Source organism: Achromobacter sp. GbtcB20 (genome assembly GCF_019091095.1).
GTDB lineage: Bacteria > Pseudomonadota > Gammaproteobacteria > Burkholderiales > Burkholderiaceae_B > Achromobacter > Achromobacter mucicolens.
In genome coordinates this window covers 120,257-142,609 of sequence record NZ_JAGXJZ010000005.1, presented here as the reverse complement: position 1 = coordinate 142,609, position 22,353 = coordinate 120,257, and the positions used below count along the sequence as shown (strand labels likewise).

General features: G+C 67.2%; 18 protein-coding genes. 15 read left to right on the top strand and 3 right to left on the bottom strand.

Going from position 1 to position 22,353, the window contains the following annotated elements; genetic code table 11:
- Positions 1 to 102 precede the first annotated feature (102 nt).
- From KVT32_RS09735 to KVT32_RS09720, 4 genes are all read left to right on the top strand, one after another.
- Positions 103 to 1,635, top strand: coding sequence for a hypothetical protein (locus tag KVT32_RS09735; protein ID WP_056319341.1), 1,533 nt, complete (start codon positions 103 to 105; stop codon positions 1,633 to 1,635).
- Positions 1,636 to 1,803: 168 nt separating this feature from the next.
- The gene (locus tag KVT32_RS09730) at positions 1,804 to 3,264 is read left to right on the top strand and encodes an aldehyde dehydrogenase family protein (RefSeq protein ID WP_217618107.1); all 1,461 of its coding nucleotides are present in this window, start codon (positions 1,804 to 1,806) and stop codon (positions 3,262 to 3,264) included.
- Positions 3,265 to 3,293: 29 nt separating this feature from the next.
- On the top strand, positions 3,294 to 3,773 hold the full coding sequence (locus KVT32_RS09725) for a heme-binding protein (protein WP_056319338.1): 480 nt from the start codon (positions 3,294 to 3,296) through the stop codon (positions 3,771 to 3,773).
- 11 nt (positions 3,774 to 3,784) lie between these two features.
- Positions 3,785 to 4,789: a 2Fe-2S iron-sulfur cluster-binding protein gene (locus KVT32_RS09720; RefSeq protein WP_217618106.1), complete on the top strand. Its 1,005-nt coding sequence runs from the start codon at positions 3,785 to 3,787 to the stop codon at positions 4,787 to 4,789.
- An 8-nt stretch (positions 4,790 to 4,797) separates the two neighbouring features.
- On the opposite strand, the gene KVT32_RS09715 is transcribed toward KVT32_RS09720, so the two are convergent.
- Positions 4,798 to 5,235, bottom strand: a complete 438-nt coding sequence (locus KVT32_RS09715) for a universal stress protein (RefSeq protein WP_056319334.1) — start codon at positions 5,233 to 5,235, stop codon at positions 4,798 to 4,800.
- Positions 5,236 to 5,463: 228 nt separating this feature from the next.
- On the opposite strand from KVT32_RS09715, the gene KVT32_RS09710 reads away from it, so the two are divergent.
- The 5 genes from KVT32_RS09710 (at position 5,464) to KVT32_RS09690 (ending at position 10,786) form a co-directional block, all read left to right on the top strand.
- A complete protein-coding gene (locus KVT32_RS09710; RefSeq protein ID WP_217618105.1) occupies positions 5,464 to 6,945 on the top strand; it encodes a DUF3300 domain-containing protein in 1,482 nt (493 codons plus the stop codon).
- Between the two features lie 5 nt (positions 6,946 to 6,950).
- Entirely contained in the window at positions 6,951 to 7,817 is an 867-nt protein-coding gene (locus tag KVT32_RS09705) for a DUF2950 family protein (RefSeq protein WP_217618104.1), read from the top strand.
- Between the two features lie 197 nt (positions 7,818 to 8,014).
- A complete protein-coding gene (locus KVT32_RS09700) occupies positions 8,015 to 8,995 on the top strand; it encodes a hypothetical protein (RefSeq protein WP_056319327.1) in 981 nt (326 codons plus the stop codon).
- Entirely contained in the window at positions 8,979 to 9,779 is an 801-nt protein-coding gene (locus tag KVT32_RS09695; RefSeq protein WP_217618103.1) for a polysaccharide deacetylase family protein, read from the top strand. The genes KVT32_RS09700 and KVT32_RS09695 overlap by 17 nt, the downstream gene beginning before the upstream one ends.
- 2 nt (positions 9,780 to 9,781) lie before the next feature.
- Positions 9,782 to 10,786 (top strand): sterol desaturase family protein, encoded by a 1,005-nt coding sequence (locus tag KVT32_RS09690; RefSeq protein WP_056319322.1) that lies wholly within the window; start codon positions 9,782 to 9,784, stop codon positions 10,784 to 10,786.
- 82 nt (positions 10,787 to 10,868) lie between these two features.
- On the opposite strand, the gene KVT32_RS09685 is transcribed toward KVT32_RS09690, so the two are convergent.
- Together KVT32_RS09685 and KVT32_RS09680 are read right to left on the bottom strand one after the other, a co-directional pair.
- Positions 10,869 to 11,375, bottom strand: a complete 507-nt coding sequence (locus tag KVT32_RS09685) for an acyl-CoA thioesterase (RefSeq protein ID WP_056319320.1) — start codon at positions 11,373 to 11,375, stop codon at positions 10,869 to 10,871.
- 77 nt (positions 11,376 to 11,452) lie between these two features.
- Complete coding sequence (locus KVT32_RS09680; RefSeq protein WP_217618102.1) at positions 11,453 to 13,024, bottom strand: DUF1254 domain-containing protein; 1,572 nt, start codon at positions 13,022 to 13,024, stop codon at positions 11,453 to 11,455.
- Between the two features lie 232 nt (positions 13,025 to 13,256).
- On the opposite strand from KVT32_RS09680, the gene fdnG reads away from it, so the two are divergent.
- The 6 genes from fdnG (at position 13,257) to KVT32_RS09650 (ending at position 22,347) form a co-directional block, all read left to right on the top strand.
- Positions 13,257 to 16,325, top strand: coding sequence for a formate dehydrogenase-N subunit alpha (fdnG, locus tag KVT32_RS09675; protein ID WP_217618101.1), 3,069 nt, complete (start codon positions 13,257 to 13,259; stop codon positions 16,323 to 16,325).
- Positions 16,326 to 16,335: 10 nt separating this feature from the next.
- Positions 16,336 to 17,235 carry a formate dehydrogenase subunit beta gene (gene fdxH, locus KVT32_RS09670; RefSeq protein WP_056319313.1) on the top strand — a complete coding sequence of 300 codons (900 nt, stop codon included), beginning with the start codon at positions 16,336 to 16,338 and terminating at the stop codon, positions 17,233 to 17,235.
- On the top strand, positions 17,228 to 17,860 hold the full coding sequence (locus tag KVT32_RS09665) for a formate dehydrogenase subunit gamma (RefSeq protein ID WP_062840087.1): 633 nt from the start codon (positions 17,228 to 17,230) through the stop codon (positions 17,858 to 17,860). The genes fdxH and KVT32_RS09665 overlap by 8 nt, the downstream gene beginning before the upstream one ends.
- Before the next feature lie 84 nt (positions 17,861 to 17,944).
- Positions 17,945 to 18,877, top strand: a complete 933-nt coding sequence (gene fdhE, locus KVT32_RS09660; protein WP_217618100.1) for a formate dehydrogenase accessory protein FdhE — start codon at positions 17,945 to 17,947, stop codon at positions 18,875 to 18,877.
- Between the two features lie 24 nt (positions 18,878 to 18,901).
- Entirely contained in the window at positions 18,902 to 20,332 is a 1,431-nt protein-coding gene (gene selA / locus KVT32_RS09655) for an L-seryl-tRNA(Sec) selenium transferase (RefSeq protein ID WP_217618099.1), read from the top strand.
- The gene (locus KVT32_RS09650; protein ID WP_217618098.1) at positions 20,329 to 22,347 is read left to right on the top strand and encodes a SelB C-terminal domain-containing protein; all 2,019 of its coding nucleotides are present in this window, start codon (positions 20,329 to 20,331) and stop codon (positions 22,345 to 22,347) included. Before selA ends, KVT32_RS09650 begins: the two co-directional genes overlap by 4 nt.
- Positions 22,348 to 22,353: the final 6 nt, after the last annotated feature.

Here is a 22,353-nt window from a genome sequence, read left to right as displayed (position 1 = left end):
GATTTCCCTAGGCGGCGCATATTTCGATTGGTATGGCCTTCAACGAAATATAGTATACCGAGTGTGGCGACCCAACAGCCACGCATACAAGGGGAATAGCGCATGCAATCCGACGTCGTGCTCACTGCGGCTCATTGGATTTACCTGATCAGCGTGGCCGCCATCATCCTGACGATGATCCTGCGCGCCAATGTCGTGGTGCCATCGGTCATTGGCACGTTTCTGGTGGTGCTGGCGATCACGGGCAATCCGATCAGCGCGCTGATCGGCATCTTTTCGGCCAGCTTTGTCGCCGCCAAAGAGCTCTTCAACATCTTTCTGGTCATCACGTTCATGACGGCGCTGCTCAACGCGCTCAAGACGCTTCAGGCGGACGTGCGCATGGTGCAGCCGTTCCGGCGGGTCATGCGGGGCGGGCATTCCTCCTTCGTGATCATCGCCCTCTGTACCTACGTGATCTCGCTGTTCTTCTGGCCCACGCCCGCCGTGCCGCTGGTGTCCGCCATCCTGCTGCCCGCTGCCATCGCCGCCGGGTTGCCGCCGCTGGCCGGCGCCATGGCCATCGCCATCGCGGGCCAGGGCATGGCCCTGTCTTCCGACTACGTGATCGGCGTGGCGCCCAGCATCAGCGCCAAGGCGGCGGGGGCGGCCGTTAGCGCGGCGGTGGTGGCAGACCGCGCGCTCGTGCTGTCGCTGATCACCGGCGGGATTGCGCTGGTGGCTGCCTATCTGCTGGTGCGCCGCCAGATCGTGCCGGCCGATCCGGCCCTGTTGTCGGCCTGGCAGGCCCGCGCGCAGGACGGCAGCCTGGCGAAGATCGAACAGGCCGGCTCGTTCGACAAGGCGGAACTGGCGCGCGGCACGATGGGCGCCGATCCGGCCTTGCCCAGCGGCCCGGTGCTGAGTGAAGAAGAGCGACGCCGCGTGCGCTGGTCCAAGGTGTTCGCCGTGGTGACGCCGCTGGCGTTCCTGGCCGTGATCGGGGTGATGGTGCTGCCCCGCCTCTTTCCGTCGCTGCCTGCGCTGCGCGGCGGCGATGCGGCGGCGCTGGTGGGCGGCGTGGCGTTCGTGGTCATGATGCTGGTGACCCTGGCGGCCGAGGGCCCGCGCAAGATGCTGGACGTCTGCCCCGAGCACGTGACCGACGGCTTCGTGTTCGCTTTCAAGGCAATGGGCTCGGTCCTGCCGATTGCCGGCTTCTTCTTCGTGGGCGCCCACGAGACGGCCGCCCAGATCCTGGGCGTGCCACCGGCGCAGGCCCCCGGCCTGCTGTTCGAAGTCATTTCGGCAGCCCAGCACCTGATCCCCGAGAACCACTTCTTGGTCGCCTTCGGCGTGCTCCTGGTCGGCATGATCACCGGCATCGACGGCTCGGGCTTTGCCGGGCTGCCGCTCACCGGCACGCTGTCCGGCGCGCTGGGCCCGGTGGTGGGCGTGGACCCCGCCACGTTGGCGGCGGTGGGGCAGATGGGCGCGGTGTGGACGGGCGGGGGCACGCTGATTGCCTGGTCGTCGTTGATCGCCGTGGCGGGGTTCGCGCGGGTCAACGTGCTGTCGCTGGTTCGCGCGCTGTTGCTGCCGGTGCTGCTTGCGCTGTTCGTTTCGACCACCTGCGCGGTGCTGATCTGGCGTTGATGTTCAGCGCGCGCATGGGAAAAGGCTTCCGCGAGGGAGCCTTTTTGCTGCCGGATCGGGTGGGGTTTCCACTGATCGTCGCGCAGTGATTAAAGTATACAATGTTCTGAAATTAGCCCGACCGCCTCACGCCCGGCCACGCCGGTCCCAACTCAAGGAAGCGCTCCCGTGGACGATCTCTCGCAGCAAGCCTTTTTGAACTACATCGGCGGCCAGTGGACGCCCAGCGGCACGGGCAAGACCGCGCCCAACCGTAATCCGGCCGACACCGACGACGTCGTGGGCCACTTTCAGGTGTCCGGCGCCGACGACGCCCGGCAGGCCGTGCACGCCGCCGAGGCCGCCTTTGCCGCGTGGCGCGACACGCCGATCTCCAAGCGCGCGGCCATCCTGTTCCGGGCCGCGCAGCATCTGGAAGACAACGCCGATTCCATTGCGCGCGAACTGACCCGCGAAGAGGGCAAGGGGGTGAACCTTGCCAAAGACGAGGTGCTGCGTTCGGCGCAGACGATCCGCTTCTACGCCGTCGAGGGCCAGTCCTTCACGGGCGAGACCTTCGTCAACGACGACCCGGACATGATTGTCTACAGCCAGCGCGAACCGCTGGGCGTGGTGACCGTGATCTCGCCGTGGAATTTCCCCATCTCGATCCCGGCGCGCAAGATTGCGCCCGCGCTCATCATGGGCAACACGGTGGTGTTCAAGCCGTCTTCCGACGCGCCGATGTCGGGCTATCGCCTGACCGAAGCGTTCGTGCGCGCCGGGCTGCCCGCCGGGGTGCTGAACTTCCTGACCGGCCCGGCGGGGGCGGTGGGCGAAGCCATCACGGGGGCGCCCCAGGTCCGCGCCATTTCGTTCACCGGATCGACTGCCGCCGGCGAGCAGATTCACCGGACCGCTGGGCTGACCACCCGCACGCAGATGGAACTGGGCGGCAAGAATCCGTTGATCGTGCTGGCCGATGCCGACCTGGACCGTGCCGTGGACCTGGCGGTCAAGGGCGGCTTCTCGCTGAGCGGCCAGGCCTGCACGGGCACCAGCCGCGTGCTGGTCGATCGCAAGGTCAGCCAGGCCTACACGGAAAAGCTGCTGGCCAAGATCCGCACGCTGACCATCGGCAACGGCCTGGAAGGCAACTTCGACCTGGGCCCGCTGGCCACCGCCCGGCAGCTGGACAATGTGCTGGGCTACATCGAACTGGGCAAGGAGGAGGCCACACACCTGCATGGCGGCGACCGCCTGACCGGTCCCGGCTTCGATCGTGGGTATTACGTGACGCCCGCGCTCTTTGCCGGCGTGACCCAGCAGATGCGCATCGCACGCGAGGAAATCTTCGGGCCCGTGATCGCGATGATCGAGGTCGACGGCTATGAAGACGCCATCGCCCAGGCCAACGACACGGAATATGGCCTGTCTGCCGCCATCGCCACCACCGACGCGCGCTACGCGCACCGCTTTGCGCGCGACATCCAGGCGGGCACCGTCAAGATCAACCGCACCACCACCGGCAACCTGATCAACGCGCCGTTTGGCGGCCTGAAGCATTCCAGCACGTCCACGTTCCGCGAGTCGGGCCGCGTGGGCCTGGAGTTCTACACCCAGATCAAGACCGTCTACCGCGCCGGCTGACGGCCCATCCCCCACCCGAGGTTTTGCACATGAAACAGATCTATCGCCTGGAACTCGAAGAAGCGCGCGTCATGGTGCGCGCCGCCATCGCCAAGTCGCAGGAGATCGGCGTCCTGGAATCGATCTGCATCGTGGACGATGGCGGCTATCCGATCGCGCTGGAGCGCATGGACGGCGCGCGCATCACCGGTCCGCAGATCGCCTGGAACAAGGCCTTTACCGCCGCCGGCCACAAGCGTTCGACCCACCTGTTCAACACCCCGCCGAATGGCCCGGCGCTGCCCGGCAACGAAGCCTTCGGCATCCAGTGGAGCTTTGACGGCAAGTTCGCGGTTTTCGTCGGCGGTTTTCCCATCGTCGTGAACGGCGAGGTGATCGGCGGCGTGGGCCTGAGCGGCGGCAACGGCGAGCAGGACACCAAAGCCGGCCTGGCGGCGCTGGCCGCGCTGGGCGAATTGCTGGAGCCGCGCGGCATGAAGGTGCTGGTCGAAGCGGACATCAAGAAATAGGCGAGGGCGCCATGGCATACCGCGTGCACATTCTGGAAACCGAGACCGCCTTCGAGGTCGAAGAAGGCGAAACCGTGCTGCAGGCCGCCGAGCGCTCATCGGTGAAGCTGCCGCACGAATGCACGTTCGGCGGCTGCGGCACCTGCCGCATCAAGCTGGAATCGGGAGCGGTGCGCTACGACGAATTCCCCATGGCGCTGACCTCCGAAGAGGCCGAACAGGGTTTTGCCCTGGCCTGCCAGGCGCGTCCGGCCGGCGACCTGTGCATCAGCGTGGCCAGCAGCCGGCAGGTGTTTCCCGATCCCCGCCGCATCTGCGCCACGATCCACCGCATCCAGCGCTTTTGCGACGACGTCGTCCACCTGACGCTGGCGTTGCCAGAGGTGCTGGATTACGTGCCCGGCCAGTACATGAACGTGGTGCTGCCCGACGGCGAGACGCGCAGTTTCTCCATGGCCTCGGCGCCCGCGGGCAACCTGATCGACTTTCACGTGCGGCGCATTCCCGGCGGCCGCTACACGGACCAGTGGCTGGGGCAGGCGGCGGCGGGCGCGCCCGTGGAGATCGAGGCGCCGCTGGGCGTCTTCAGCTACCACGAGGAAGATTGGCGCCCGCTCATCATGATGGCCACGGGGACCGGCATCGCGCCGATCAAGGCGATCCTCGAATCGCTGCTGGACAACGAGGACTGCCCGCCCGTGACGCTGTATTGGGGCATGCGCACCGAAGCCGACCTGTACCTGCGCGACGAGATCGAAAGCTGGGCCTCCCGCCTGTACGAATTCAACTTCGTGCCCGTGCTGTCGCGCGCGGGGACCGATTGGCAGGGGCGTCGCGGCTATGTGCAGGAGGCGGTCCTGGCCGACCACGCCGACCTGTCCGAGCACGCCTTCTACCTGTGCGGCGGGCCCGAAATGATCCGCCAGGCCAAAAGCCTGCTGGCCGAACGGGGCGCCAGCCTGGATCACCTGTACGCCGACAGCTTCACCTTCCAGCACGCGTTGGCCGCCGTCTGAGCGGCCGGCTAGCGATACACCAGCACCGGCAGCCGCGTGCGCGCCAGCACGCGCTGCGTCTCGCTGCCCAGCAGAAAGCCCGTCATTCCGTGCCGCCCGTGCGAGCCCATCACGATGAGGTCGCACCCGGTCTTCTGCGCGGTCTCGACAATGGCCTCGTGCGGATGGTCGTTCACCATGACGATCGCTTCGCAAGGCACGAGCGCGTGCCGCGCCTCGGTCTCCAGTCCGTCCAGATACGCCTGCGCATTCCGGCGCGCCTGGTCCGTGTGGTGCCCTTCGGTTGTGCCCAGCATCTCGGCCTGGTAGACCAGCAGATGGTCTTCCGGGATGGCGCGCAGCAGGGTGATGGTGGCGCCCATTTCCTTGGCGAAAACGAGCGCGCGCTTGAATGCCGACTCGGACAGCAGCGAACCGTCCACGGCGATGAGCAAGTGCCTGTACATGTTGCCTCTCCTTTAGGAAAAGGAATGTCCAGCAACGGCGAATCCAGTATAGGCCCCTGGGCGAACGCAAACCAGCGTGCAAAAGGACGAGCCGCGTGCGCGCCGGTGTCGGGCACCGTTCATCTTCCCGCAGCGCTTCCAAACCGTCGGCGTTAGGCATATATTGACCGGGCGATATCCGGCGGTTCCTCCTGGCTTGTGGCGTCTTGCTGTGTGCGGAGAACGGAAATGCGGCGACTGCAAAAGTGGTTCATCGGCCTGATGTGCCTGGGGCTGTCCCTCTGTTTTCCCGCCTTGGCGCAGACCAAGCTCAGCAACGCGCAGCTCGATCAGCTCATGGCGCCCGTCGCGCTTTACCCAGATGCGCTGCTGTCGCAAATCCTCATGGGGTCCACGTACCCGGACGACATCGCGGCCGCCGCCAAATGGTCGGCCGCGCACACCGATCAGTCCGGCGATGACGCCGTGCGCGCCGTCGACGCCGAAACCTGGGATCCCAGCGTCAAGTCGCTGGTCGCCTTTCCCTCGGTCATGGACATGATGGGCCGCGAGCCTGGCTGGGTGAAGTCCGTGGGCGACGCTTTCCTGGCGCAACCCGAGGCCGTGATGGACGCCGTCCAGCGGCTGCGCACGCAGGCGCAAAAGGCAGGCAATCTGAAAAGCACGCCGCAGCAGACGGTCAAGACGACCACCGCCAACGAGAAGACCGTGGTGGTGATCGAACCGGCCGATCCGCAGGTGGTCTATGTGCCCAGTTACAACCCCACGGTGGTCTACGGCACGTGGGCTTATCCGTCGTACCCCCCTTATTACTATCCGCCGCCGCCGGGCTCGGTGTTCGGGAGCGCGCTTGTGGCCGGCATTGGCTTCGGCGTGGGCGTGGCGGCGATCAATTCGTTGTGGGGCGACGCCAACTGGGGGCACGGCGACGTCGATATCGACGTGGACCGCTACAACAACATCAACGTCAACAATCGCATCGACCGCAACAACGTGAACAGCAACCGGGCCACCTGGCAGCACAACGCCGCCAACCGGGGCAACGCGCCGTATGCGGACTCTGCAAGCCGCCAGCGGTTTGACAGCCAGCGGCAGGCGGGGCTGCAGAGCCGGGCCCAGTCGGGCGGCGCAGGGGCCCGGACGACGGGCACGGCGCCCGCCGCGGGGTCTCGCGACGCCGCGCGGCAGCGGGCGGCGCAGTCCTTCGAAGGCCGCACCGGGCAGCCCATTGCCGGGCATGCCGGGGCCGATGGTTCGCGCGGCCAGGGCGCGGCGCGTGGCGACGGCGCGGCGGGCCGGGAGCAGGGATCGCAAGCGGGGAAAGGTGCGCGCGATCGCAGCTCCAGCGTGTCGACCCAGAACCGTCCGCAGGATCGCAGTTCCAGCGTGTCGACCCAGAACCGCCCGCAAGACCGAGGCGCCAGCGTGTCGACGGGCAGCGTCTCCACGCAGGACCGCCAGGCGGCGGCACAGCGCCAGCGCGCCGACGAAGCGGCCGCGCGCGACCGGGCGCGGGCATCGAACAGCCAGAACGCCCTCTCCGGGGCGGGCGACGGCGACCGCATGCGGCAGCAGAACCAGCGCGGCGAGATGAGCCGCGGCGGCGGCGGACAACGCAGCACTGGCGCCAGCGCACCTCACCGCAGCGGTGGCGCGGGCGCCCCGCGCGGCGGCGGGGGCGGCCGTGGCGGTGGCGGCGGCCGGAGATAAGCATCATGGACAAGGGACTACCTATGACGATCGCCCGTTTGCGCGCGCTGTGTCTTGCCTTGGCCCTTGCGCTCGGCGCATCGGCGCCCGCCATGTCGCAGGCCGTGTATCCCAGCGCGCAGGCCGCCGCGCAGGCGTTCACCGATTCGCTGGCCCTGAACGACGTCGATGCCCTGAGAAAAGTGCTGGGCCCGAACCACCGGCAGCTCGTGCCGGGCGGCGTCGACCAGGAGAACATCTATCGCTACCTGGCGGCATGGGCGCGTAAGCACGACATCGTTGCCGACGGCGGCCGGGCGTGGGTGGCGGTGGGCGAGTCGGGCTGGACGCTGCCGGTGCCGCTGGTGCGCGCCGGCCAGGGATGGCGCTTCGACCCGGTGGCGGGCAAGGCGGAGATTCAGCGCCGCGCCATCGACCGCAACGAGCTGACCGCCATCGAAACCCTGCAGGAACTGCAGGCCGCGCAGACGCGCTACGCCCAAGGAGTGGGGCAGGGCCGGTATGCCATGCGGCTGGTCAGCCGCGCCGGCGAGCGCGACGGTCTTTACTGGCCGGACGTGCCGGGCGCGCCCCAGCAGGCGTTCGGACCGGACGCGCTGGCGATGGGCCCCGACGTGCCCGTGGACGACGCCTATTTCGGCTATCGCTACAAGGTGCTGCCGGGCGGGCCGGACAACGCGTATCGCATCGTCGCGTGGCCCGCGCGATACGGGCAGACCGGGATCGGCACGTTCGTCGTCGGCCCGGAAGGCGGCGTCCTGGAAAGCGATCTGGGGCCGTCGTCGGCGGCGCGCGCGGCGGCCTTGCGGGAGGCCGATATCCGCACCGGAAACTGGGTCGACGCGAATGGCCAGGCCACGCCCGTCAAATAGGTTTTTCGGGGCCATATGACGCCTATTTCACGGGCCTGTTGCGGGGTCGCAACAGGCGTGCGGGTTTGCCTCTCAAGCGCTTGCCGCGCCGCATTCCCAAGCCCCTCTGTGACTCTTTTGTCAGGCGGCTGTGCCTACAATGGCGAGCACCGGGTGACTGCCCGATTTCCCTTTGCCGGATCTCCAAATTGAACCCCATGTCTTTCCTCCGCTACGCCGTTTTCGGCGTGGGGATGGCGCTTAGCGCCGCGGCGGCTTCGGCCCCGATCTTTGTCCTGAACTCCCTGGACGCCAACGTCAGCATCATCGACCCGGCCACCTACAAGGAACTGCGCCGCGTGCCCACGGGCAAAGAGCCGCATCACCTGTATCTGACGCCCGATGAAAAGTCGCTCATGGTGGCCAACGCCACGGGCGACACCATCACGTTGATGGATCCCAAGACAGGCGACGTGCAGCGCACGCTGACCGGCATCGTCGATCCCTACCAGTTGCAGTTCTCGCCGGACATGAAGTGGTTCGTCACGGCGGCCAACCGCCTGGACCACATCGACATCTATGCCTGGAAGCCGCTGGAGAAGGGCTTTGACCTGACGCTGGTCAAGCGCATCCAGGCGGGCAAGACGCCCAGCCACATCATGATCGACAAGCACAGCACGACGGCCTACGTCTCGCTGCAGGACAGCGATCAGCTCATCGCCATCGACCTGGCCACGCAGACCCCCAAGTGGACGGTGTCCGTCGGCAAGACGCCTGCCGACGTGTTCCTGACGCCCGACCAGAAGACGCTGCTGGTGGCGTTGACCGGCGACTCTTACGTGGAGGCATATGACGTCAGCAATGGCCCGGCCAAGCTGGTCAAGCGCATCCAGACCGCGCCGGGCGCGCACGCCTTCCGGGCGCAGGGCGACCACCGCCACCTGTTCGTCAGCAACCGCACCGCCAACTCCATCAGCCGCATCGACATGCAGACGCTGACGGTCGTGGACACCTTCCCGGTGCCGGGCGGCCCGGACTGCATGGACGTGCTGGCCGACGGCAAGACGCTGCTGGTCACCTCGCGCTGGGCGCGCAAGCTCACGGTGGTGGATCTGGAACAGAAGAAGGTCGTCAATCAGGTGCCCGTGGGCAAGTCGCCGCACGGCGTCTGGACGTTGAACCATGCGCCGACCCGCTAAGGGAGCGGTCCGCTTCGCGGCCCTGTTTCTGGCGCTGACGACCACGGCGGCCGGCGCGGCACCGCAGGCCACCTGCGACAAGCCCGTGTACCTGACGTTCGACACCGGTCACATGGGCGTTGCCCCGCTGGTGGCCGACGTGCTGGCCCGCCATCAGGTCAAGGTCACCTTCTTTCTGGCCAACGAACGCACGCTGACCGACGGCGCCAGCCTGGACGACGTCTGGGCGCCCTGGTGGAAGGCGCGCGCCGCCGAAGGCCATGCGTTCGGCTCGCACACTTACGACCACGTCTATTGGCAGGGCGACCTGCCGGGCGGCAAGTTCCGCGTCAAGCCCAGCGCCGGGCCCGATGCGGGCAAGCGCGCCGAGTGGACGGCCGAGCAGTATTGCGCCGAGATCCGCCGCCCCGCCGAGCGGTTCCGCCAGATGACGGGCAAGGCCATGCTGCCGCTGTACCGCGCGCCCGGCGGCAAGACCTCGCCCGCGCTGCTCAAGGCGGCCAAGGCCTGCGGTTTCGAGCACGTGGGCTGGTCGCCGGCGGGCTTCCTGGGCGACGAACTGCCCAGCGATAAATACCCCAACGCCAAGCTGCTGGACCAGGCGCTGCGCACCATCAAGCCCGGCGACATCCTGCTGGCCCACCTGGGCATCTGGTCGCGCCAGGACCCGTGGGCGCCCGCCGTGCTGGAACCGCTGATTGAAGGTTTGCAGCGCAAGGGCTATTGTTTTGCCACCTTGAACACCCATCCGGCCTATCGCGACTGGATCGCCACGCATCACTGATCATGGATACGCTTAGCCAACTCTTCGGGGAATGCCAGCAATGGCTCTTCGAGACGGCGATTCAGCCCGCGCTGTTCCACCTGGGCCTGAGCAACTTCATCGAAGACGGCTACGACGCCACCATGTGGCTGCTGGTGGGCCTGCTTCAAATCGCGGTGCTGGTGCTGGTCTTCGGGCCCCTGCAGCGCCTGCGTCCCGTGGAACCCGTCACCGACCGCCGCCAGATCGGCATCGACGTGCTGTACACGCTGATCCACCGCCTGGGCGCATTCCGGCTCGTGCTGTTCTTCACCATCGATCCCTTCTGGGACAGCGTCTTCGGGCAGCTTCACGTGTGGGGCTTCGCGCCCTTCCAGCTGGATCAGTACTGGCCCGGCGTGACGGACAAGGCGTGGGTCAGCCTCATCATCTACCTGCTGCTGTTCGATGCGGTGGATTACTTCTACCATCGCGCCCAGCACCGCTTCGGCTGGCTTTGGGCGCTGCACGCCGTGCATCACAGCCAGCGCCAGATGACCATCTGGAGCGACGACCGCAACCACCTGCTGGACGACATGCTGCGCGACGTGCTCATCGTGTTCGTGTCGCAACTGGTGGGCGTGCCGCCCGCGCAGTTCGTGATGGTGGTGGCGATCACCCAGCTTGCGCAGAGTTTTTCGCACGCCAACCTGCGCATGCATTTCGGCGCGCTGGGCGAGCGTTTGCTGGTCAGCCCGCGTTTTCATCGCCATCATCATTCCATCGCCTACGACGCCTCCTCGCCAGGGCCGGCCGGCGGCTACAACTTTGCCGCGCTGTTTCCGATCTGGGATGTCGTGTTTCGCACCGCGCGCTTTGGCGTCGGGTACGGCCCCACCGGCATCCACGACCAGCAGGCCGAACTGGGCGGACGCGATTACGGCCGGAGTTTCTGGTCGCAGCAATGGCTGGGCATCAAGCGCATGATCGGCCGCGACCGCGAACCTGCCGCGCCGCCGGTGCCGCCCGCCGGCGCCGAACGCGCATGAAAAACCCCCGCGGCTGGCCGTCCAGCGGCGGGGGCGAATCGGGTAGCGGCCGGATAACTGCTGCCGGGCCGCCACGCGGCAATCAGGCGCCCGGCGTGTCGTGCGTGGTTTCGCGCTTGATCTCGCCGTGGCGGCGTTCCATTTCCTGACGCAGTTCGCGGCGCAGGCCGGCCGCCTTGAAGCGCTGCTTTTCCTCGTGCGTGCGCGGCTCCAGCGGCGGCACCGCCGTCGGGGCGCCCTTGTCGTCCACCGCAACCATCGTGAAATAGCAGCTGTTGGTGTGACGCACCAGCTTCTTGCGGATGTCCTCGGTCACGACCTTGATGCCGATCTCCATCGACGTGCGGCCCGTGTAGTTCACGGCCGCCAGGAACGTCACCAGCTCGCCCACGTGGATCGGTTCGCGGAACACCACCTGATCGACGGACAGCGTCACGACATATTGGCCGGCGTACCGGCTGGCACAGGCGTAGGCCACCTGGTCCAGATACTTGAGGATGGTTCCGCCGTGTACGTTTCCCGAAAAATTCGCCATATCTGGCGTCATCAGGATGGTCATCGACAATTGGTGGCTAAAGGCGTCGTCCATGGCGGGCGGCTCATTCATGAATAAAAGGCTAATGGTAGCGGTAGGCGCATGACATCGCGCCGTATTTCCGCGGCGGATCAGGGTTTCTTGGGGGGCGGCGCGGGCGGCGTCTCCGCGGCTGCCGCGGGTTCGCTCGGCGGCGGATGGCTGGCCCCCGGTTGGCCGGCCCCCGGATCGCTGGCCGCCGGTACGCCGGCCGCACCTTCCTCACCTTCCGCTGCGATCCGGCTCACGGCCGGGGGCGTCCACAACCCATCGCGCACCGCCGGACCCGGGGTGTAGACGCGCAGCAGCATGCCGACCGGACCGGCCGCAGGGATCGGCAGCCAGTTGGACTGGTCTTCGGGCGCCGGCGCGGTGTTGCTGAAAATCAGGTCCAGCGAGCCGTCCGCGTTGTAGCGCAGCGGATCGCGGCTGCCGAGCGCGTGGCGGTTGACCGGGTTGGGCACGGGCATGCCCTGGCCGTCGTAGGCTGCCAGCGTCCAGAACGCGCCCGTGTCGGGCAACTGGTCGCTGGCGATGTGCAGCGTATATGCGTGGGCGCCGTCCAGCAGCGCGCCTTCGCTGTCGGTGGCCAGCACTTGCACGGTCAGGTCCTCGGGCAACCCGCTGCCCGGCTGCGCCTGCGCGGCCAGCGCGCGGCGCAGCCAGTCGTTGCCGTACACGCCGATGCTGGCGGTTTCCTGCAGCCAGCCGTTCGTGGCGCGCAGCGAGTGGCCTGCCGCCGCCGCCATGCGGTCGCGCGCCGCGCGCACGCCGCGGCGCATGCCCTGTTTGGCGGAATGGTCGAGCTTGTCGAAATCGAACGGACGGCCCGGCGCCAGTCCCACCCGCCGCAGCAGAACGAGGACCGGCTGGTCCGTCGCATGCGGCGGATGCTTGCGCAGCAACTCGGCCGCATAGGTGAAGAACGCGTCGGTCGGCATGGCGTCCACCTGTTCGCTTGCCGGAATCTTCAGATCGAGGGACGGGTCCGGCTTCGGGCGCGGCGCCTGCGCGGGCAGGTTCCATTGCGCCAGCGGCGTCACGGCGAAGCCGTCCTGCAACGCGTTGACCGTCGCCTGGTCGGCGCCGCCGCGCGTGTCGATCAGCACCTTCGCCCAGACGTGGGCGGTGGGTGCATCGATGCGGGCCATGCCGGAGGGCAGCGTGCCGGTCCAGCCGGGCGGCACGATGGCGGTGTTGCCCTTCGACGTGCCGGTGGTGCGCGCGCCCAGCGTCGCGAAGACGTCGGTCCACATGTCCAGCAGCGTCAGCGTGTACCGGCGGCCCGCCGTGTCGGGCGTGGACAGCACGACGGGTCCGTCGGTCAGGTCCAGCCAAGCCGTGCTGCGCAGCACATCGAAGTTCGACCACGGCGTGGCCTCGCCCGCGCGGGGCAGGGTGCGCACGTGCGCGAAGGTGTTGGATGGCGCGCCTGGCGACCCTTGCGCGGGATGGGTGAACTGTCGGCGCGTCAGGTCCATGACGACCAGCGGGTAGAAATACAGATAGCCTTCCATCGCCGCCTGCTGCGCCGCCTCGGTGGCGGCGGCGGCGGGCGACGGGGATGCGGGCGCCGCGTGGACGGACGCCTGCGGCGCCAGCACGCAGGGCGCGATGGCCAGCGACAGGGCAAGAGTTCGGGCCAAGGGGGCAAGGCGGCGCATCGGCGCTCCAAGTCATGCAATCCCGGGCATCGTAGCAGTGCTGCACTGCGACAAAATCCGCGAAATAAGCGCCTTTTGCCGTCAAATTCAGACTAGAACGCCGGTCTGACGCGCCAACAGGCACGGCGTACCCCATATTGAAGGCTATACTTCCTCACATTCCCTTGGAAGTTGTAGGGCTTTTCGTCCTAATCGTTTTCGCTTCCTTAATTCACCAGGAGAGGAGTGCTTCATGGTCAACATGAATCGCCGCCAGTTCTTCAAGGTGACCGGTGCGACGCTGGCGGGCTCCAGCCTGGCCATGCTGGGGGCTGCCCCCGGCACGGCGATGGCCGAAGTGCGCCAGTTCAAGCTTGCGCGCATGACCGAAACGCGCAACACCTGTCCCTACTGTTCGGTCGCCTGCGGTTTGCTGATGTACGGCCTGGGCGATGGCTCGAAGAACGCCCGCGCCAGCATCATGCACATCGAAGGCGACCCCGACCATCCCGTCAACCGCGGCACCCTCTGTCCGAAGGGCGCGGCCCTGATCGACTTCATCCACAGCCCCAACCGCCTTAAATTCCCGGAATACCGGGCGCCCGGTTCGGACAAGTGGGTGCGGATGTCGTGGGATGAAGCCCTGACGCGCATCACCAAGCTCATGAAGGAAGACCGCGACGCGAACTTCGTCGAGAAGACCGCGGACGGCAAGACGGTGAACCGGTGGCTGACCACCGGCATGCTGGCCGCCTCGGCAAGCAGCAACGAGGTCGGTTACATCACGCACAAGACTGTGCGCAGCATGGGGATGCTGGCGTTCGACAATCAAGCCCGTGTCTGACATGGCCCGACGGTGGCAGGTCTTGCCCCGACGTTTGGCCGTGGAGCGATGACGAACCATTGGGTCGACATCAAGAACGCGGACATAGTTTTGATCATGGGCGGCAATGCCGCCGAGGCCCACCCTTGCGGGTTCAAATGGGTCACTGAAGCCAAGGCCCACAACAAGGCCAAGTTGATCGTCGTGGATCCGCGCTTTACGCGTTCGGCGTCCGTGGCGGACTTCTACGCGCCCATACGTACCGGCACCGACATCATCTTCCTGGGTGGCGTCATCAAGTACCTGTTGGATAACGACAAGATCCAGCACGAGTACGTGCGCAACTACACCGACTTTTCGTTCATCGTGCGCGAGGATTTCGCGTTCGACGCGGGCCTGTACTCGGGCTACAACGCCGAAAAGCGCACCTACGACAAGCAAAGCTGGGACTACGAGCGCGGCGATGACGGCTACGTCAAGACCGATCCCACGCTGCAGCATCCGCGTTCGGTGTACCAGCTGCTCAAGAAACACTATTCGCGCTACACGCCCGAAATGGTCGAGCGGGTCTGCGGCACGCCCAAGGACAAGTTCCTGACGGTGTGCGACATGCTCGCGTCCACGGCCACCACCAACCGGGCCGCCACGATCCTGTACGCGCTGGGCTGGACGCAGCACTCCATCGGCTCGCAGATCATCCGCACCGGCGCGATGGTGCAGCTGCTGCTGGGCAACATCGGCATCGCCGGCGGCGGCATGAACGCGCTGCGCGGGCACTCGAACATCCAGGGCCTGACCGACCTGGGCCTGATGTCGAACCTGCTGCCGGGCTACATGACGCTGCCCAACGAGCCGGAGCAGGACTACGCCAAGTACATCGACACGCGCACGCTCAAGCCGTTGCGTCCCAACCAGCTGAGCTACTGGCAGAACTATCCCAAGTTCCACGTCAGCCTCATGAAGGCCTGGTGGGGCGGCGCGGCCACCGCCGAGAACAACTGGGCGTTCGACTACCTGCCCAAGCTGGACAAGCTGTACGACATGCTGCAAGTCTACGAGCTCATGGTCCAGGGCAAGATGAACGGCTACATCGCCCAGGGCTTCAACCCGCTGGCCGCGGCGCCCAACAAGGCCAAGCTGAACGACGGCTTTGCCAAGCTCAAGTTCCTGGTCATCATGGACCCGCTGGTCACGGAAACGTCCGAGTTCTGGCGCAACGCCGGCGAGGCCAACGACGTGGATCCGTCCAAGATCCAGACCGAGGTCTTCCGCCTGCCCACCACCTGTTTTGCCGAGGAAGACGGCGCGCTGGTCAACTCCGGCCGCTGGCTGCAATGGCACTGGAAGGGCGCCGAACCCCCGGGCGAGGCCAAGAGCGACATCGAGATCATGGCGCTCATCTTCACGCGCCTGCGCAAGCTGTACCAGGACGAGGGCGGCAAGTACCCCGATCCCATCGTCAACCTGTCGTGGCCGTATTCCAATCCGCAGAACCCGACAGCCGAGGAACTGGCCAAGGAGTACACGGGCCGCGCGCTGGTCGACCTTGCGGATCCCAAGGATCCGGCGAAGATCATGCGTCGCGGCGGCGAGCAGCTTGCAGGCTTTGCCGAGCTGCGCGACGACGGGTCCACCGCCAGCGGCTGCTGGATCTTCGCGGGCGCCTGGAGTCCCAGCGGCAACCTCATGGCCCGCCGCGACAACAGCGATCCCACCGGCATCGGCCAGACCCTGAACTGGGCCTGGGCGTGGCCGGCCAACCGCCGCATCCTGTACAACCGCGCCTCGTGCGACCTCGAAGGCAAGCCGTTCGATCCGCGGCGCAGCGTCGTGTCCTGGAATGGCCGCGCCTGGGTGGGCGCCGACATCCCCGACTTCAAGGGCGACGAGAACCCCGCAGGCGGCATGGGGCCGTTCATCATGAACCCGGAAGGTGTGGCGCGCTTCTTTGCGCGGGCGGGCCTGGCCGAAGGGCCGTTCCCGGAACACTACGAGCCCTTTGAAAACCCGCTGGGCTACAACCCGCTGCATCCGAAGGCCAAGGGCGTCACCAGCAACCCGGCCGCGCGCATCTTCAAGGATGACCTGGCGGCGATGGGCACGGTGGAGAACTTCCCGTATGTGGCCACCACGTATCGGCTGACGGAACACTTCCACTACTGGACCAAGAACGTCCGCATCAACGCGATTCTGCAGCCCGAGCAGTTCGTGGAGATCGGCGAGGCGCTGGCCAAGGAGCTGGGCATTCCCAACGGCTCGCGTGTGAAGGTGTCGTCCAACCGTGGCTACATCAAGGCGGTGGCGCTCGTCACCAAGCGCATCCGTCCGCTCGTCATCGAGGGCAAGACGGTGCACCAGGTCGGGATTCCGATCCACTGGGGTTTCGTGGGCATCGCCAGGCCGGGCTTCCTCACCAACACCCTGACGCCATTCGTGGGCGACGGCAACTCCCAGACACCGGAGTTCAAGTCGTTCCTGGTGAAGGTCGAAAAGGTATAGGAGAACCGACATGTCAATGCAATCCCTGGACATCAAGCGGCGCTCCGCCACCACCACGCCGCCGCCGGGCATCCGTGAACCCGTCACGGGCTCGGTCGCCAAGCTGATCGACGTCTCCAAGTGCATCGGCTGCAAGGCCTGCCAGAGCGCCTGCATGGAGTGGAACGACCTGCGCGACGAGATCGGCGTCAACGTGGGCGTCTACGACAATCCGGCCGACCTCACCGAGCATTCCTGGACCGTCATGCGCTTCTCGGAATTCGAGAACCCTGCCGGCGACCTGGAATGGCTGATCCGCAAGGACGGCTGCATGCACTGCGAGGATCCGGGCTGCCTGAAAGCCTGTCCCTCGCCGGGCGCCATCATCCAGTACAACAACGGCATCGTGGATTTCCACGAGGAAAACTGCATCGGCTGCGGCTACTGCATCACCGGCTGTCCGTTCAACGTTCCGCGCATCTCCAAGAAGGATCACAAGGCGTACAAGTGCACGCTGTGTTCCGATCGCGTGGCCGTCGGCATGGAGCCCGCATGCGTCAAGGCCTGTCCCACCGGCGCCATCGTCTTCGGCACCAAGGACGACATGCACCAGCATGCGGCCGAACGCGTCGAGGACCTGAAATCGCGGGGCTTCGCGCAGGCCGGCGTCTACGATCCGCCGGGCGTGGGCGGCACGCACGTCATGTACGTGCTGCATCACGCCGACCAGCCGGGGCTGTACCACGGCTTGCCCGCCGATCCGCAGATCAGTCCGATGGTGTCCCTGTGGAAGGGGCTGGCCAAGCCGCTTGGCCTGGCCACGATGGCGCTAACCGCGCTGGCGGGCTTCTTCCACTATGCGCGCGTCGGCCGCAACGAAGTGACCGAGGAAGACGAACGCCGAGCCGAAGAGGAGGTGCGCCATGAGTGAAGAACACCACTATCGCCGCATCAAGCGCTACACCCCGGGCGAGCGCACCAACCACTGGATCATCGCGCTCACGTTCATCCTGCTCGCGCTGTCCGGGCTGGCGCTCTTTCATCCGTCGATGTACTGGCTGACCAATCTGTTCGGGGGCGGGCCCTGGACACGCATCCTGCATCCGTTCATCGGGGTGGTGATGTTCGTGTGCTTTGCCGTGTTCGCCGGACACATGTGGCGGCACAACCTGCTGACCCGCGCGGACCGCCAGTGGCTCAGGCAGCTCAATGACGTGGTCGAGAACCGCGAGGAAAAGCTCCCCGAGGTCGGCAAGTACAACGCCGGCCAGAAGCTGCTGTTCTTCGTGCTGATCCTGTGCATGCTGGGGCTGATGGTCAGCGGCATCGTGATCTGGCGCGAATATTTCGCGTTCTACTTCCCGATCTGGGTGGTCCGCGCCGCCTCGGTGCTGCACGCGGTTTGTGCGCTGGTGCTCATTTGCGCGATCATTGTGCATATTTACGCGGCGATCTGGGTAAAGGGGTCGCTCACGGCAATGCTGCGCGGCTATGTCACCGCCGGCTGGGCGTGGAAACACCATCGCGCCTGGTTCCGGGAGCAGGTGAAGAAATAGTTTTTTGGCCCGGCATGTCGTGATCGCACGGCTGTTATCCTCTTCGCAGGCTGGCAGCCGTGTTTGTTTTTCTGGAGACGAGAATTGCAGCGAATCCTTCCGCGCGGCGAGATCGAAGCGCTAGACCATAACGCCATTCCCCGCATCACCCTGCCGGAGCGGCAAACCGTCTTTGCCGCGCGGGCCGCGCGCCTGCGCCAGCTGGCCGAGGGCAATCCGGTCGGCGACTACCTGTTGCTGATGGCGCATCTGGTCGATGCCCAGCACCGCGCGCTGCAGGACTGCGCCGCGCCGCCCGCCACCGAAGACCGCATTTCGCTGGCGCAGACGCACGGCATGCCGCCGCTGCAGGCTGTGGGCTGGCCCCGCGACCCGCTGTGGCGCCGCATCCTGGGCCAATTGCTGGAAGACGTGTCGCGCGCGTCCGGTGTGCCTGCCGAGGCGATCGACGTCTGCGCCGCGCTGCGCCGCGCGCTGGACGACGATCCCGAATCGCTCGAAGACCTGGCCCAGGCCGTGCTGTCCGAGCAGGACGAGGGCGTGGACAGTGCCGCCGCGCCCTTCGTCATGGCCGCGCTGCAGGTCTACTGGACGGACCTTGCCAACCGCTTCGATCCCAAGCAGCTGCCTGTCGCCAGCCCGTTTGGGGTCTGTCCGGTCTGCGCCAGCCTGCCCGTGGCCAGCATCGTCCGCGTGGGCGGCCAGTACGAGGGCTACCGCTACCTGTGCTGCAGCCTGTGCGCCACGCAATGGCACATGGTGCGCGTGAAGTGCTCGCATTGCGAGGACGTCGAGAAGGTCGCCTACCAGGCCATCGAGGGCCGCACGCCCGCCATCAAGGCCGAAACCTGCGACAACTGCCACACGTATCGCAAGATCTTCTATCAGGACAAGGACCTGTACGTGGAGCCGGTGGCCGACGACCTTGCCAGCCTGATGCTGGACGTGCTGGTGGGCGAGGCAGGGTATTCGCGGTCCAGCGGCAATCCGCTGCTGTGGCATGGCGCGCAGGACTAGCGCCTCTCGATGACGGAGTCTCGCATGGCCGATCAACTGTCCGGGGCCGGCTTGGCCGCGGCATCCGACATTCCTTCGCTGGACCGCCTGTTGAACGCCGAGGCGCTGCGGCCGGCGCTGGCCACCCACGGCCGCACGCAGGTGGTGGCCGCCTTGCGCCGCGACCTGGAGGCGTTGCGCAAACGCGCGCTGGACGGCGGCGTGCCGCGCCACGAGCTCGACGCGGCCGCCGTGGCGGCTCGCACGTCGGCAGCGCTGGACGAGGCTGCGCGCCCGCGCTTGCGCGCGGTCTACAACCTGACCGGCACCGTGCTGCACACCAACCTGGGCCGCGCGCTGCTGCCCGACGAAGCGGTGGCCTCGGTGCTGCGCGCGCTGACTTCGCCGGCCAACCTGGAGTTCGACCTGGACACGGGCGGGCGCGGCGATCGCGACGACCTCATCGACGACCTGCTGTGCGAGCTGACCGGGGCCGAGGCGGCCACGGTGGTCAACAACAATGCGGCCGCGGTGCTGCTGATGCTGAACGCGCTGGCGGACCGCCGCGACGTGGTGGTGTCGCGCGGCGAGCTGGTCGAGATCGGGGGCGCGTTTCGCATCCCGGACATCATGAAGCGCGCGGGCGCCAAGCTGGTCGAAGTGGGCACCACCAACCGCACGCACGCGGCCGACTACGAGAACGCCATCGGCCCGCGGACCGCGATGCTGATGAAGGTGCATTGCAGCAACTACGCGGTGACCGGCTTCACGAAAAGCGTGGACGTGGCCGACGTGGCCGCGCTGGCGCACGCGCGCGGGTTGCCCGCCACGGTGGACCTGGGCAGCGGCACGCTGGTGGACCTGACGCAGTTCGGATTGCCCAAGGAAGATACCGTGCGCGAGACCATCGCGGCGGGCGCCGACCTGGTCACGTTCAGCGGCGACAAGCTGTTGGGCGGGCCGCAGGCGGGCCTCCTGGTAGGCCGCGCCGACCTCATCCGCAAGATCAAGAAGAATCCCCTCAAGCGCGCGCTGCGCGTGGGCAAGCTCACGCTGGCCGCACTGGAACCGGTGCTGCAGCTGTACCGCGCGCCCGAATTCCTGGCGCAACGGCTGACGACGCTGCGCCTCCTGACCCGCCCCATGCGCGATATCCAGCCGCAGGCCGAACGGCTGCGCGGCGTGCTGGCGCATGCGGCGGGGCCCAGCTATGCGGTGGAGGCAGTGCCGATGTTCAGCCAGATCGGCAGCGGTGCGCTGCCGATCGACCAGCTTCCCAGTTACGGACTGGCGGTGCGCTACGCGGGCAGCGGCCGTCCCGGGCGGCATCTGGACCGGCTTGAGACGCTGCTGCGCCGGCTTCCGGTACCTGTCATCGGCCGCATCGCGGATGACGCGTTGTGGCTGGACTTGCGCTGCCTGGAAGACCGCGACGAAGCCGCTTTCGCGGCGCAACTGGCGGAGCCGCTGGCATGATCGTCGGCACCGCGGGGCATATCGACCACGGTAAGACGACGCTTGTGCGGGCGCTGACGGGCGTGGACACGGACCGGCTGAAGGAAGAGAAGGCGCGGGGCATTTCCATTGAACTGGGCTATGCGTACACGCCGCTCGCCAATGGCGACGTGCTGGGTTTCATCGACGTGCCGGGCCACGAAAAGCTCGTGCACACGATGGCGGCCGGCGCCAGCGGCATCGATTTCGGGCTGCTGGTGGTGGCGGCGGACGACGGCGTCATGCCGCAGACGCGCGAGCATCTGGCGATTCTTGCGATGCTGGGCGTGGGGCGCGGCGCGGTGGCGCTGACCAAGACGGATCGCGCGGACGCCGCGCAACGGGACCGCGTGCGCGGCGAGATCGAGGCGTTGGTGCAAGGCACGTTCCTCCAAGGCGCGCCGGTGTTTGGCACGAGCGCGGTCCAGGCGGGCCAGACGACGCAGGCGGCTCGGCCGGCGCAAGCGGTGCATTCGGCTCAAGCGGATTTTGCGGCGCAGTCGGGTGACCCGGGGGTAGCGGCGCTGAAAGATTATCTGCACGCGCAGGCCGAGGCGGTGGCGCGGCGCGAAGCCACCGGTCTCTTCCGGCTGGCGGTGGATCGCGTGTTCACCTTGTCCGGCCACGGCACAGTGGTGACCGGCACGGCGCATGCCGGCCAGGTCCGGGCGGACGACGACACTGTCGATCTGCGGCTGATGCCGGCCGGCACGCGGGTGCGGGTGCGCGGCATCCATGCGCAGAATCAGCCCAGCGAGACGGGCTCGGCCGGGCAGCGGTGCGCCTTGAACCTGGCGGGCATCGACAAGAGCGCCATCTCACGCGGCGACTGGATTGCGGACGCGCGCGGTTTCCTGCCCTCGAAGCACGTGGATGTGGCGCTGACGCTACTGCCGTCGGCGGATGCGCCGGTGCGGGCCTGGGCGCCGCTGCACGTGCATATGGGCGCGGCGCGCCACGTGGCGCATGTGGTGCCGATCAGTGCGGAGTCGCTGCAGCCGGGGCAGTCGGGGTGGGTGCAACTGGTGTTTGACGAGCCGGTATGCGCGATGCCGGGTGATCGCTTCATCGTGCGCAATGCGCAGGCGACGCGCACGGTGGGCGGCGGCCGGGTGCTGGATCCGAATGCGCCGGACCGGAAGCGCCGCGCGGCGTCGCGGCTGGCGGGGTTGCAGGCGTTGTCCGAGATGCTGGATGGCGGCGGTTTGCAGCCGGTGCTGGCGCACGCGCCGCAGGGCCTGGATGAGGCCGCGCTGCAGCGGCTGACGGGCCGGCCGGTCAATGAAATCACGACGCCGGCGGGCGCGCGCTGGATCGAGCCTCGCAATGCGCAGGGATCCCGCACGCTGATCCTGGCGCCGCATTGGGCGGCGCTGCGCGAGCGGGCCGAAGCGGCGCTGGCGGCGTTTCACCAGGGCGCGCCGGACGAACCGGGTCCGGACAGCGCGCGGCTGCGGCGCATGGCAATGCCGGCGATGCCGGACACGCTCTGGACGTCGCTGCTGGAAGAACTGCAAGGCGACGGCCGCATCGCGCGCAATGGTCCGTGGCTGCATCTGCCATCGCATACGGCGACGCTGGGACAGGCCGAATCGGCGCTGGCGGCGCGGCTGTTGCCGCTGCTGGATGAGGGCGCATTCGATCCGCCGTGGGTGCGCGATCTGGCCCGGATGCAGAACGTATCCGAGGATGCGGTGCGCCAGTTGCTGCGCAAGCTGTTGCGGCGGGGGGAAGTGGCGCAGGTGGTGAAGGATCTTTTCTATCACCGCGATCAGGTGCGCAAGCTGGCGGCGCTGGCGGCGGACCTGGCGGGGCAGCCGCCAGGGCTGAATGCGGCGGTGTTCCGGGACGCGACGGGGCTGGGGCGCAAGCGGGCGATCCAGATCCTGGAGTTCTTCAACCGGGTGGGCTATACGCGGCGCGTGCGGGATACGCATGTGCTGCGGGGCGAAAGCGCCTATGCAGCCATGCAGCAGCGCGCCGAGCCGGTATCATAGGCGGTC